The sequence below is a fragment of the Prevotella mikamonis genome (genome assembly GCF_055381405.1).
The window spans coordinates 1662347-1675361 of the sequence record NZ_AP035785.1 but is presented as its reverse complement, the minus strand read 5'-3'; the positions used below and the strand labels follow the sequence as shown (position 1 = coordinate 1675361).

Annotated in this window: 10 protein-coding genes; 4 read left to right on the top strand and 6 right to left on the bottom strand. The window is 46.5% G+C overall.

Features of this window, described 5'->3' with window-relative positions; all coding sequences use genetic code 11:
- Window positions 1-10: 10 nt before the first annotated feature.
- Window positions 11-400, bottom strand: coding sequence for a hypothetical protein (locus ACZ42L_RS07130; protein ID WP_464697729.1), 390 nt, complete (start codon window positions 398-400; stop codon window positions 11-13).
- A 226-nt stretch (window positions 401-626) separates the two neighbouring features.
- On the opposite strand from ACZ42L_RS07130, the gene ACZ42L_RS07125 reads away from it, so the two are divergent.
- Together ACZ42L_RS07125 and ACZ42L_RS07120 are read left to right on the top strand one after the other, a co-directional pair.
- Entirely contained in the window at window positions 627-1469 is an 843-nt protein-coding gene (locus ACZ42L_RS07125; protein WP_464715672.1) for a DUF3737 family protein, read from the top strand.
- 12 nt (window positions 1470-1481) lie between these two features.
- Window positions 1482-2630, top strand: a complete 1149-nt coding sequence (locus ACZ42L_RS07120; RefSeq protein WP_464715671.1) for a MalY/PatB family protein — start codon at window positions 1482-1484, stop codon at window positions 2628-2630.
- A 43-nt stretch (window positions 2631-2673) separates the two neighbouring features.
- On the opposite strand, the gene ACZ42L_RS07115 is transcribed toward ACZ42L_RS07120, so the two are convergent.
- From ACZ42L_RS07115 to ACZ42L_RS07095, 5 genes are all read right to left on the bottom strand, one after another.
- A complete protein-coding gene (locus tag ACZ42L_RS07115) occupies window positions 2674-3447 on the bottom strand; it encodes a FecR family protein (protein ID WP_464697725.1) in 774 nt (257 codons plus the stop codon).
- 78 nt (window positions 3448-3525) lie between these two features.
- The gene (locus ACZ42L_RS07110; protein ID WP_464715670.1) at window positions 3526-4521 is read right to left on the bottom strand and encodes a DUF4249 domain-containing protein; all 996 of its coding nucleotides are present in this window, start codon (window positions 4519-4521) and stop codon (window positions 3526-3528) included.
- A gap of 4 nt (window positions 4522-4525) precedes the next feature.
- On the bottom strand, window positions 4526-7138 hold the full coding sequence (locus ACZ42L_RS07105) for a TonB-dependent receptor (protein WP_464715669.1): 2613 nt from the start codon (window positions 7136-7138) through the stop codon (window positions 4526-4528).
- 533 nt (window positions 7139-7671) lie between these two features.
- Complete coding sequence (locus tag ACZ42L_RS07100; RefSeq protein ID WP_464716989.1) at window positions 7672-8715, bottom strand: DUF4831 family protein; 1044 nt, start codon at window positions 8713-8715, stop codon at window positions 7672-7674.
- A 10-nt stretch (window positions 8716-8725) separates the two neighbouring features.
- Window positions 8726-10243 carry an NAD(P)H-hydrate dehydratase gene (locus ACZ42L_RS07095; RefSeq protein WP_464702127.1) on the bottom strand — a complete coding sequence of 506 codons (1518 nt, stop codon included), beginning with the start codon at window positions 10241-10243 and terminating at the stop codon, window positions 8726-8728.
- A gap of 122 nt (window positions 10244-10365) precedes the next feature.
- Between ACZ42L_RS07095 and ACZ42L_RS07090 the strand changes: the two genes are divergently transcribed.
- Window positions 10366-11499, top strand: coding sequence for a PDDEXK nuclease domain-containing protein (locus ACZ42L_RS07090; protein WP_464715668.1), 1134 nt, complete (start codon window positions 10366-10368; stop codon window positions 11497-11499).
- 877 nt (window positions 11500-12376) lie between these two features.
- Window positions 12377-12997 carry a porin family protein gene (locus ACZ42L_RS07085; RefSeq protein ID WP_464715667.1) on the top strand — a complete coding sequence of 207 codons (621 nt, stop codon included), beginning with the start codon at window positions 12377-12379 and terminating at the stop codon, window positions 12995-12997.
- Window positions 12998-13015: the final 18 nt, after the last annotated feature.

Genomic DNA, 13015 nt, shown 5'->3' with positions numbered 1-13015 from the left:
AACACAAATATCAAATAATCAGTACCTTTATGAAATGGAGATAGTCCAGAGGTGGCCCATGAGGCTTTATCTGGGCAATCTGCTGTAATAACAGTCGGGAAAAAACAACTGGAACTATAAGCCTACAATCGTTGATGAACAATAGAGGAAGCACTGGAGTAAAGTCGTGTGTAATGCTCTGGGCCACAGATGTAGGCGACAATTTGCTCACCTTCACAGTCATACATTTGCTAAGTGGCTTGTGGCATCCATGATTCATGTCATCAGCCTTTTTTTCTACTTCCGCTACCGACATAATTTCCCCATGATGCAGGCATTGCACCATTGTTATTCCTGTTCCCAGTTGTATGATGAGCAATGAGAGCAGAAAGCACATGGATATGTCGATGTATCTTTTCATCGCGTGCAAATTTACATAAAAAATCCGCGATGTTGTAAGTCTGTGTAGAAAAAAATAAAGTTTCCTAGTGTATCTATCCCCCTTTTGATGTGCATGGTCCAAACGTTTATGCTTGTATGATACAGGTTTTAGCATGGCTTCATGTAATATTGATAGTTAAATCTGTAAATTGTTTAATTGCCGTTTACGATATTCTTATTAACTTTGTAGAAATTAAGAAAGTAAGATGGAATTGATAAAAGGTAAAAAGTTTGGGGGCGAGCGCCCTCTGTTTGGAGCACATGATGTGCGTCTTGAGAATATAGAGATAACCGATGGTGAGTCTGGTATTAAGTGTTGTCGAAATCTGGAATGCGATCATTCTTCATTCTATGGTAAATATCCTTGGTGGCATGTAGATGGTAGTGTGATAACAAATTGCTATTTTGCACCGGAAAGTCGGTCGGCTATTTGGTACAGTACGGACATGGTTATGAAAGACTGTGTGATTGATGGACCGAAGTTTTTCCGTGAGATGAAGAATCTAACATTGGAAAACGTGAAGATAAACGATGCCGATGAAACTTTCTGGAAGGTGGATGGTCTGAAGCTGAAGAATGTAACATTGCACGAAGGTACTTATCCTTTTATGTTCAGCAAGAATATCTATGTAGACGGTTTGGAGAGCGATGCAAAATATGTTTTCCAGTATTGTGAGAACGTAGAAGTGCATCATGCCAAGATAACGACGAAGGATGCGTTCTGGGAATGCGAGAATGTGACTATCTATGATAGCGAGCTTGATGGCGAATATCTGGGTTGGCACAGCAACCACGTACGCCTGGTGAACTGCCATATTAGCGGAGAACAACCTCTTTGTTATGTGAATAACCTTGTAGTAGAGAATTGCACGTTCGATGCAGCATGCGACCGTGCCTTTGAAGATTCAGACATTCAAGCCGATATCCGTGGTGCGATAACCAATATCAAGAATCCGCGTACAGGGCGCATTGTAGCCGACGAGATAGGCAGTGTGACTTATGATGAGTTCGTGAAGGCTCCCAATAATTGCGAAATAGTAAAACGATAGATTTATAATACTATGTTTGACTTTGATAAACTGATAGACCGTCGCAAATCCAATTGTATCAAGTGGGATTTGGTGGAAGATATTGATGTCATCCCAATGTGGGTGGCCGACATGGATTTTGAAGTAGCTCCCTGTATCAAAGAGGCGTTGATAAAGCGCGTAGAGCATGGCGTTTTCGGCTATACACTGGTGCCCGAAAGCTATTACGAGGCTGTGCAAGGATGGTTCGCCCGTCGGCATGGATTTGCCATTGAGCGCGACTGGATGCTCTATACATCGGGAGTCGTGCCTGGCATCTCGTGTGTACTCAAGGCTTTGACGATGCCTGGAGAGAACGTGTTGGTTCAAACGCCGGTATATAATTGTTTCTTCTCGTGCATCAAGAATAATGGATGTACGGTTTTGGAGAACCGATTGGTACGCCAGGGAGATACGTATAAGATAGATTTTGAGGACTTCGAAGCGAAGTGTGCTGACGAGAAGACGACGGTATTCCTGCTCTGTAATCCCCATAATCCAGGTGGACGTGTGTGGACCAAAGAAGAGCTTGAACGCATGAACGACATCTGCCTGCGTTATGGGGTACGCGTGGTATCCGATGAAATACACTGCGAATTCGTGATGCCAGGGTATCAATACATCCCATTTGCAACAGTATCTGAGGCTTGTCTGAAGAATGTAGTAACGCTGAATGCCCCTTCCAAGGCTTTCAATATTGCAGGTTTGCAGATTGCAAATATCATTTGTGAGAATTCAGAAGTGCGCCGTCGCATCGACAGGGCTATTAATATCAACGAGGTTTGCGATGTCAATCCGTTCGGAGTAGTGGCTCTTGAGGCTGCCTACAGGGAGGGAGAACCCTGGCTCGAAGAATTGAATGCCTATCTGTGGGAAAACTATCAAGCCATGAAAGCATTCTTGGGCGAACACAAACCGGAATGGATTGTGATGCGACAAGAAGGCACTTACGTGGTGTGGGTAGATGTTTCGGCCACGGGAAAAACTGTAGCAGAATTGGAAAATCAATGGTTGAAAGAGCGTAAGGTGTACGTCAATGCAGGTACACATTATGGCGATATTGCCGGCGAAGGCTATATCCGTATCAATATAGCTTGTCCCCGGAGCAGGATGTTAGAGGGTTTGAACCGTTTATGTCGCTAACTCTACATTCCTATTCCGAGGACTCAGCAAGTGTGTTTTATGATTAAAGGTTTATATCGAGTGTCTTATTGATAATCTCAATAATCTCATCCAGCTTCCCTGCATCAAAGTTTCCTGTGAGACGCTTGTTGGTGTTGGGAGCTGTAAGATGAGTTCCATAGTGGGCATTCAAGTCTTCCACCACTTCATTGATAGGTGTATTGTCGAAGTGGAAGCGATGAGTTGCCCAGCTGACATGGTTCTCGTCTTCGTCGGTAATGCGTGTCGGGCGGTCGCCTTCCTTGGATATGACGGCACGCATTCCTCTTGTCAGCATGATTCCATCAGTCTCATCCTTACCTGTGAAAAGCACTTTTCCGCTGTTGACATATACTTCTGTCAGTGCTGAAGTTTCGTCAATTTCAAATTTTGTACCCAATACGCGTACATGTCCTTTGCTGCTTTCTACGTCGAAGGGATGCTGCTCGTCGTGCTTCACTTCGAAGTATATCTTGCCAGTCATGGCTATTTGTCGGCAATCGTCGCCTCTGTAAGAGATGGTAGAGTGCGGAGATAGCGTCACGCGAGTGCTGTCTGCCAATAGGAAAGTCTTGGTTTCTGCCCCTGCTGTCAATGTGGTCGTAGGTTGGCGGAATAGCATGTAAGTGCCAACAGACAGCAGGATAAGGAATGAGGCTGCTATGCTGATGATACGCAGAGCTGTATGTTTGGGTTTGATGCCAGCGTATGCACGAAATTTCCGGAGGGCTTCTTGTGTGTCAAGTTTTCCTTCCTGATAATGGTGCAACACGAAGTCTGTTTCTAGTTTTTTGTCCATGATAAAATTACTCTTTCATGTGTATGACGTATGAAAGTCTATTTCCCCCCATTCGAGAACAAAATAAAAAAACTTTTTTTACTCATCTAGTTCCACCGACATCCATTCGCTTTCGCTCAATGCGTAGCAACCTAGTACGCCGAAGCCTCCTTGTATGTTGGTAAACGAGGTTCGCATCTGTGACAATCCGTATCGGGCAAGCTTGTTGTTGGCCAGTTCATTGAGCGATTTCAAGAATTTATAATATTCTGGCGAGAGCTTGTAGAGGCACACTTTAAAGCTGCGTGTGGTGGGTGGTTCTGCCGTCATGCCTGTCTGGTAAGACAGTATGTTGAGACGCAGGGTATGGGTCTGCCCGTTGACGGTTTGGTCGTCAAAGATGTAGAAGTTGCGATAGAACGTGTTGTTAAATCCCAGGCTGTTGTCTAGATCGGATATGTGGTCGAGCAGTGGCTCGTCCTTGGTATCTATATTGGCCCAGAAGTAGGCCGAATCAAGAAGCTCTTGATTGCCCCCCTGTTTCTCGGCTGGGGCAATGTCTCTTGCCAGTATGCGCACGGCATAATAGTCTGTGGTAGCTTCAGGGTCGCTGAAGTGGGCCTGTATTTGGTAATAAGTATCTTGAAGATCGTCTTCCCCGATGCGTGAGAGGTATATTATGTCGTCGGCGTGGATAGGGACAGCTTGCGGAATGCTGCCGTATGATGCAACGTCGGGCAAGTCGTTGGCCGATACCTTTATGTCGATATGGTCGCCAGGTTGTTGCTTTCCTATGGCATAATACAGGCCATCGCCTTTCGGGTAGACCGTACGCTGTGCACCGTTGACGCGATATTGTATATTCGCATTGTCTATTTGTTGAGTCGAAGCAGATGTCTGAGTGCCTACGGGGATGCTCTTCCACAGTCGTATATACGTGGTGTCGGCGGTTGATGGGAATACGTAAGCCACTAATTTACTGCTTATCTTGCTGGAGTCGATGTGGAATTCGTCCCGGCATCCCACCATGCTCATCAGGGCGAGGCATGTAATACAAGTAGCCAACACATGTTGTACGAACTTCTTTTGCATCATAGTTTTAAAACTTATAAGTGTAACTTATGGATGGAAGGATAGGGATGAAGCCCTTGGGTTCGGCCGTGAATTGTCCCTCTTTGGTGACTTTAATTTTCACATAGAGTGGATTCAGATGGCAGTATACGTTGTAAATGCTGATATTCCATATCCGTTCGTGCTTTTTCTTGGTCAGCCGATGAAAGTCGAGTCCTACGTCCAAGCGATGGTAGAGAGGCAGCGACTGGTTGTGAGGATGGTCGTAGATATAGCCGAAATCGGCAGTGTTGTCACCCATATCCAGATAATACTGAATGATTCCGTCGTCAATGTTGTCAGGCACTTCGGGCAGATTGACATACTGTGTAGGGATGGTCACGCGATTTCCGCTGTGCACTGTCCACGCAGCGAAGCAATAGATGTTGCGTGCCAGATGGTACTGGCCCGTGATATTGAACCGATGCCGATTGTCGAACTTGTCGTAATACCAGCGCGAGTAGAACTCGTCGAACTTGCGCTTGTTCCATGAAAGCGTGTACGCTGCATCTATCTTGAGGTCTTTATTCTTATACCCCAGATCTACGGAGAATCCGTAATAGCGCCCCTTTCCCTGCATGATATTCTTGTCCCAGCTGGCAGCCGGCGGTTCTAATCCCATCCAGCTGGCATATCTGACCAGATTGTTCGACGATTTGTAGCATGCTTCTAGCGAGGCCGTCCAGTTACGGTTCAGCTGCGTATAGACTCCTGCTGCAAACTGATGTGCCCGCATTGGCTTCAGCGACCGTGTCGTCGGAACCCAGTAATCGGTCGGCATGTCGAGGTAGGTATTGGATATCTTGTGTACGAACTGCGACATCGAGGTCCATGAAAGCTTCATGGAGAGATGGTTGTTCAGTTGGTATTTGAATGCCAGTCGAGGGTCTATGTTGAAATAAGTCTTGCTTGCAATGCTGAAAAGGTCCAGATGTATGCCGGCGTTGAGACTCAAATGGTCGTTGATGGTCATCTCGTCTTCGATGTACGCATTGCGTTCCAAGGCATGCAGGTGGTTGTGACTGCTTACTCTTACACTGTCCAGGTCGCGCTCATTATATCCATAGTAATCCAGTCGGCGATAGGTCTGAGGCTGGAATATATGGTAGGTGAAGTCATTTCCGAAACGTATGTGGTGAGTCGGATTCGGCCTGTAGTCGAACTCCGTGCGGTATCCCAGGTCGTAGATGGTCGACTTGTAGCCATGCTCGGTGTGCGATATGTCGGCTATCGAGTGGTCTGAAAAGAAGATACGGTCGTCGTTGCTGTATGTATAGTTAGAGCGGTTATACGAGTAGACTCCCATGAAATTGGCAAAGAGCTTGGGCGAAAACTGGTATTTCCAACCTACGGTAGCATTGAAATTACCCCATGTCAATTTCGATTTGCTGATTTCCCTGTCCCAATCTGTCATGATACCCGAAAACGTCGTGTTGTTCAGCCGCAGCATGTCTCGGCCCGAATAGAGGCTCAACGATATCTTGCTTCGGTCGTTGAACTTATGTGTAACCTTCGCATTGATGTCGTGGAATATATAGTTGGCCGTCACTTTATTATCGTCTTTCTTGTGATTGATGATTGCGAAGACGGGTCGGGAAATCAGATCCAGCCACGATCGCCGAATGCCGATATTAAATGAACTCTTGCCTTTCTTGATAGGACCTTCCAACTGTAACCGCCCGTCTATCAGCCCGATAGAGGCCGCTCCATGCAGCTTTTCCATATTTCCCTCGTTGGTACGCACGTCGATAACCGACGACAGACGTCCTCCGTAGCGTGCCGGAAATCCGCTTTTATAGAAGGCTACATTGTTCACAATGTCCGTATTGAACGCCGAAAAGAGTCCCAGCGTGTGGTTGGTATGGTAGAGTGGGCTGCTATCCAGCAAGAACAGGTTTTCGTCGTTGTTGCCTCCGTGCACGTAGAGTCCCGATGCTATCTCCACACCTTCGGCCACCCCCGATACTCTTTGCAGGGTCTTGACCACGTCGGGCGAACTGAGCAGGGAAAATTCCGACTGGAAATCTCGGCGTCCGAACGATCGCTTGCCCGTCTGTGTGGTGAGTAAAGGTGAGTTCAGGTCGCCCGTTACGACAATTTCCGAGAGGCGTGTATTCTCTTTGAGCGTGGCCGACAACTGGCGGTTGCGGTGTAGCTCGATGTTGCGTATCTCGTCGGAGAAACCTATGTAAGAGATGCGGATGTCATGTGGTCCGGCGGGCAGTGTGAGACTGTAGAATCCGTATTCGTTGCTCATAGTGCCTGTACCAGTATGCTTGTCGTAGATGGTAGCATTGATTAACACCTCGCCATGTTCGTCGGTTATATATCCGCTGAGTGTGTATTGCACTGGAGGTTTGGGTTTGTTGCTGACGGTGTGTCTCTCTTTCAGGGTCAATATAATGTATTGTCCACGCACCGACCACGCTATATTCGTATGGTCAAAGAGTGCTGCCAGTGCCTCGGCCAGTTCCAATCCTTTGAGTTCCGGTCCGGTGTAAGGCTGTTGCAGCGGCAACGACGAGTCGTAGACAAAGTGTACATGCTTGTCTTTTTCGATGACAGATAGTTGCTGCTTGATAGAGAACTGGTCTTTTCCCATGCACTCCATCGCCGTAAAACAAAATAGTGTTATAGTTATATATATGGTATGAAGAAACTTCATCCTACAAAAATACGCAAAAGTTTGCGTATAGCCTATTCTTTACCGTATTTTCTTATAGGGGCATGAACAGAAAGGAGAGCTCTTGGTTGTGTGTGTATCGGCGTGTCTACCGCCATCATTGAGTTAAAAGTCTAAATGTGTGTCCGTTATATGAAAGTATATTGCTCTCCTTCTGTTTCATGCATATATATGCCCAGTTGAGATTTCATGGCTAGTTGGGAATGTTTTAAAATTCCCCTGGTCATTTTAGAATTACTGTGTTGTAGAGAGAAATTCTACTCGTTTATTCATGTATATGACGATAAAAATGAAAATACCCCTATGTCTTATTGATATTTTTTTCATTTTTCTTTTTATATCGTTAGAATAGGGGGAATGGGCTTAGATTTCTATATCATAAAAGTGCCATGCAAGACGATATTTCAGTCTTGCATGGCACATTATAATATAGTACGCGTGTGCGCGTAAGTCTACTGCGGTTGCATGCGGATGCTCTCTACGTTTCCGGTGATACCGTTCAATACCAGGTTGGTATTGATTTTCTTACCGAACATCTCTCCGCTTATCTTTTCCATCCGGCCGAACTGTGCCGCATACAGTTCGAAGCTCGCCCATTGCTCGTCTACCTTGAAGAGTGTGATACGGATGCGCCCTGGCAGGTTTACGTTCAGGCCGATGTCGTCCTTGGATTTTTTCTCGTTCTCGACGCCCAGCTGCACAGTGGCAATGTCGTGCAGGTCTTCTATCTTGATAAGGTAGGGTGCACCGGCCAGATCGTCGAGGTCTACCATGCCCAGTTTCTTGGAGAATCGGAACAGCAGTTGCTTGTCGGCCTCTTTCTCTGGGACGAACGTCAGTTCTGTTTCTACGGTGTCTTTCTGCGTCGTTCCTTCAAACATCTGCATGAGTGCGTGTTCCTGGGTGTCCAGATTTTCAAACATCAGTTTCAGCTGTTCGCCGTCTTTCGGCATGAACTCGGCCTCTCCGCGCGACAGTTGGCTGCGGCTGTCGCGTATGTCGTATATCTCCCTGGCAATGAGTTCGGCCATCTTCGCAGAACTTCCAGCTGCCAGAATGTCCTCCGTCATATAGTTGTGGGCGTCGGGCAATGTCGGTTTGCGAGCTGCTTTGAAAGGTTTGTATGCCTGTTTTTTCAGAGGTTGGGCGTTGACGGCCAGCAACACACCGTTCTCATCTCTGTTCACACTGTAGATGATATGCTTCTTGTCCATCTGCAAGGTGAATTGCTTGGCAGAGTCGGGAATGCCCACCGACCGCATGTTTACGCTCACCAGCCTGTATGCCGTACTCGGCTTCTGGGGTACGTTGCGCAGTCTCATGTATTTGTCGGCATACAGTGCCAGTTGTCCCGGAGTGACGGTGGTCTTCTCTATGAGCAAGTTGAATTTGATGGCTGTCTTTGGCAGGAAATACGTTGTTCCCTCTACAGGCTGTTGGGCCTGTATGCTTGCAGCGCCAAGAACCAGCGTGGTCGACAGTAGGATTTTCTTGATATTCATAGTTTCAGTCGTTTAAACGTTTGAAGGCTTGTGGCAGATAGTCTGTCAGGTCGCTGGCAATAAGGCTTTCCATGCCTTTGTCGCGAACGGCGATGTCGCCGGCCAGTCCGTGTAGATACATTCCCAGCACGCATGCTTCGCGTTGCTGATAGCCGCGGGCCAGCAAGCCGGTGATGATGCCTGTGAGTACGTCGCCGCTCCCAGCCGTGGCCATACCGGCATTGCCCGTGCTGTTGAAGAGTATGTTGCCGTCGGGCAGGCAGAGCGCCGAATAGTGTCCCTTCAGTATGATATATGCTCCCAGATGTTCGGCCAGGTCGCGCGCTTTGGTCAGTCGCTCGTAGTCGCCGTTGCTGGCTCCGCCCGACAGGCGGTCGAACTCTTTGGGGTGGGGTGTCATGATGATGCCCTTGGGCAGCTGTTGCATCCATGCCCGATGGTTGGCCAGCATGTTCAGGGCGTCGGCATCGGCTACGACGGGGCATTGTGTCCGGCGCAGTTGGGCTATCATGGCAATGGCCGTATTCTCTTGCTGGCCCATGCCAGGGCCTATGGCCAGTGCGTCGAAGTCGGCAGTGTCTACCGGTTCGGAGAAGTAGACCTCGTCCTTGTCTATCTGTAGCACGGCTTCCGGAACGCTGATTTGCATGATGTCGTAATTGCGTTTCGGCGTGTTCACGGTCACCTTTCCGGCTCCCGAACGCATACAGGCTCTGGCAGCCAGTATCGCTGCGCCCGACATTCCGTAGCTTCCTGCTATGAGCAGGGCGTTGCCCATATTTCCCTTGTGTACGAATTCGCCGCGTCGCTTGAGCAGCTTTCTCACGTCGGACTCTTCGATGAGGGTGTAGGAGGCTTCCGTTTGTTCAATATATTCGGGCGAGAGCAGGATGTCGAGTACTTGTATTTCGCCGAGATAGGGTTGGTTGTCGGCCAGGAGCATTGCCAGCTTTTGGTGTTGCAGGGTCAGTGTAACGTTGGCCCTGATAATGTTGGAACGGACGTTATACGTGTTGTCCTCGGTCATCAATCCCGACGGCATGTCGATGCTCACCACCTTGGCCGGCGACTGGTTGATGTACCTTACGAGCGAGGCAAAGCCCCCGGCTAGTGGCTTGTTGAGGCCAGAACCGAACAGACCGTCGACGACCAACGTGTCGCCAGTAAGCTTGGGAGGGTCGAAGTTGAGGGAAATCTCGTGAAACTCCTTGATACGTTTGCAGTCAAGCAGTCGCTGCTTGTTGATGCTGCAATCTTCCGACAGGTAGTTGTGTATGTTGAATAAGTACACACTTACCTGATAGTCGCGCTCGGCCAGCATGCGTGCCACGGCCAGTGCGTCGCCCCCGTTGTTGCCCGGTCCGGCAAACACCATCACTTGCATGCGGTTGGCCCATCGGTCGGTGATGGCCCGTGTGATGGCCTTGGCGGCCCGTTCCATCAAGTCTATCGACTCGATGGGTTCGTGTTCTATCGTATATCTGTCGAGTTCTTTGGTCTGAACTCCTGTAAAAATCTTCATATCCCTGCAAAAATACGGAAAAACGCTGGAATAATCAACCGAAATTGGAATAATAGTGCATTTTAAAAAGACTATAACTTATATTGGCGTTATTTTCTTACCTTTGCAGAAAACAAGTTGATATGAGCGAATTGCAGACATACGCCGAGGCAGTAAGGGTTATAAAGGAAGCGATATTGCGTAGTCAGTATCGTGCTGCATCTTCTGCTAATAAAGAGCAACTATCATTGTATTATGGCATAGGATGTTATGTCTCTAAGAACTCTCGCGAGGGCTTTTGGGGTAAAGGTGCAATCGAAGCAATCAGCCAGCAACTACAAAAGGAGTTGCCCGGACTTCGTGGTTTCTCTGCTGCCAACATCAAATTTATGCGTCAGTTTTATGAAACCTGGTGCGAGGATTTGAAATCGCTAACCGCGGTTAGCGGAGTAGGTGATGACAAATCGCTAACCGTAGTTAGCGAAATTGATACCCAATTATTGATACCTAGCGAAATCCCTCAAAAAGAGGATTTTGACATTACCTCATTTTTAGGATTAGGTTTTACACATCATATGATTATTGTCCGTAAAACTAATTCTCTTGCAGAGCGTCTGTTCTACATTCGTCAAGCCCTTGCAAACAAATGGAGTAAGGAGGTGTTGGCTGCAAGAATAGAGGATGATTTGTTTAATCATCAGGGCGAAATTGCCAATAACTTCATTCAGAAGATACCCGATGTCCGTCAATCATTGAAAGCACTAGGAATGTTTAAAGATGAATATCTGTTGGATTTCATCAATGTGGAGGAACTTGAGGAGCGTGATAAAGAGGATATTGACGAGCGAGTTATAGAACAGGAAATCATACATAATATTAAGAAATTCATTCTTACCTTTGGTCGTGACTTTGCGTTTGTCGGCAACCAGTACAAATTAGAGGTGTACGGAGTTGAGCATTTCCCTGATTTGATTTTCTTTAACCGAGAATTAAATGCTCTTGTAGTAATTGAATTAAAGAAAGGCGCGTTCAAATCTTCTTACTTGGGACAACTATGCACCTATCTTCGTTTAGTGGACGACCAAATGCGTAAACCACATGAAAATCCCTCAATCGGCATAGTGCTATGTAAGAGTGCAGACAAAAAGTATGTAGAGTATGTAATCCAAGACTACGATAAACCATTGGGAGTTGCTACATACAAGACTTCAGATGAAATGCCTGAGAGATTAAAACAAGCATTGCCAGATGTTGAAGAACTAAAGAAACTGCTATAATTGAAATGCAGACGAAAGAAAATTATCATCATTCTCTTTTCGTCTGCATTTCTTTTATACCTTTATAGAATCAAGAGTTACCACGTTGTAGCAAAGCAATGAAGAACTCGGAAATATGAACGGTTGCCATCTCGTTACCCAATTTTCAAGCAGTCCGACCAGCCGTTTATTCGTTTATACTAAGCGTGTTGTCTTTTCTTGCAAAAGTTACAAAAAATGGCGGATATGAGTGCCATTTGTCCTACTTTTTATTTGTCACTCCTGTGTAGCCGTCTTTATAGGTGCTGACTGTCATCAACTCTAAAAATTCAAGAATTTGCTGGCTCCTGTATCTCGTCTGCCCGTCAACTTAAAATACTGCAAAGCCTTGGCAGCATTACTGACCGGGCTTTGCAGCATTGCTGTTTGGGCCTTGCAGCGTTGCTGCCGAGCCTTTGCAGTTTTCTTTTAAGTCGATGAGTTTTTGAGTCTGTAAGTTATTGAGTGATGCCAAGTAAACTGGTTGGTGGAAAGAATGCCGCATTACAAGAGCGAATGCTGTGGCGATAGCCCCTTTATGGGGAGAAAGGTGTAATAGTGTTAAAATGTAGTTATTTAGCCGAAAAGAGATGGGGAAAATCCTGTTTTTGCGTCTTAAAAATATAGGTGGCGACTTGCTAGGCGTAGCGATGCCGTGTATGAATCGGCCATTAATTTGAAATTTGTGAATATGGAGAAAACAGTAATTATGTCATGTATATTGTTGTGCTATATATGTGGAATGCAATTTTTGTTTCTCTATGAGCAGAGAGTTTATTGTTAATAGGTAATTATACTCAGGATTTTCATTAATACTCAAAAAGTAATGACAGTATGAAACGTATTGTAATCATGTGTTTTGGTATTGCTCGGCTGTATGATGACTTCCTCTGCACAGGAGTTCAGGCTGGGCGCTTTGGTAGGTTTAAACTATGACATGCCGGAAGCTACAACGGGAAAGATAGGTGCTCAAATAGGTGTAAAGGGCGAGTTGGGACTGTCTTCGCTCTCGGAGAAGTGGTATGTAGATATGGCTGCATTGCTCTCTTTACAGAGATGGAAAGATGTGTATACTCTTAATCCGAAGCTAAAGGAGGAAACAAGAGACTTTGCACCTGTGTATTTGAAAGTGCCTTTGCACGTGGGGTATAGATTTCACGTGGGGACAAAGACTTCGCTCTTTGTGTCTGTAGGACCTTATATCTCTTTTGGACTTTTTGGAAATGCTACGTTTAAGCGTGTGTCTGCTAGCGATAATAGTGTGACGAAAAGTAAGTTCCCAGTCTTCAAGGAGCGTTTTACTAATGGGGCTAAGTTTCAGGAAAATGTAGATTGGGGCGTCGGTGCACGTGTTGGCTCTGATTTTGGTGAACATTTCCAAGTGTCTTTTGGTTTTGATAAAGGGTTGAGGCGTTTTGCCCGCGCTGTTAGTGAAACCAAGCACGATGTCTTCTCGCTGTCGTGTGGCTATATGTTTTAGGCATTTAGCTACGATGAT

Coding starts and splice junctions, on each gene's coding strand:
- ACZ42L_RS07110 (WP_464715670.1), bottom strand. CDS start 4,521: ATGATGCAAAAGAAGTTCGTACAACATGTGTTGGCTACTTGTATTACA.
- ACZ42L_RS07090 (WP_464715668.1), top strand. CDS start 10,366: ATGAGCGAATTGCAGACATACGCCGAGGCAGTAAGGGTTATAAAGGAA.
- ACZ42L_RS07130 (WP_464697729.1), bottom strand. CDS start 400: ATGAAAAGATACATCGACATATCCATGTGCTTTCTGCTCTCATTGCTC.
- ACZ42L_RS07115 (WP_464697725.1), bottom strand. CDS start 3,447: ATGGACAAAAAACTAGAAACAGACTTCGTGTTGCACCATTATCAGGAA.
- ACZ42L_RS07125 (WP_464715672.1), top strand. CDS start 627: ATGGAATTGATAAAAGGTAAAAAGTTTGGGGGCGAGCGCCCTCTGTTT.
- ACZ42L_RS07105 (WP_464715669.1), bottom strand. CDS start 7,138: ATGGGAAAAGACCAGTTCTCTATCAAGCAGCAACTATCTGTCATCGAA.
- ACZ42L_RS07120 (WP_464715671.1), top strand. CDS start 1,482: ATGTTTGACTTTGATAAACTGATAGACCGTCGCAAATCCAATTGTATC.
- ACZ42L_RS07095 (WP_464702127.1), bottom strand. CDS start 10,243: ATGAAGATTTTTACAGGAGTTCAGACCAAAGAACTCGACAGATATACG.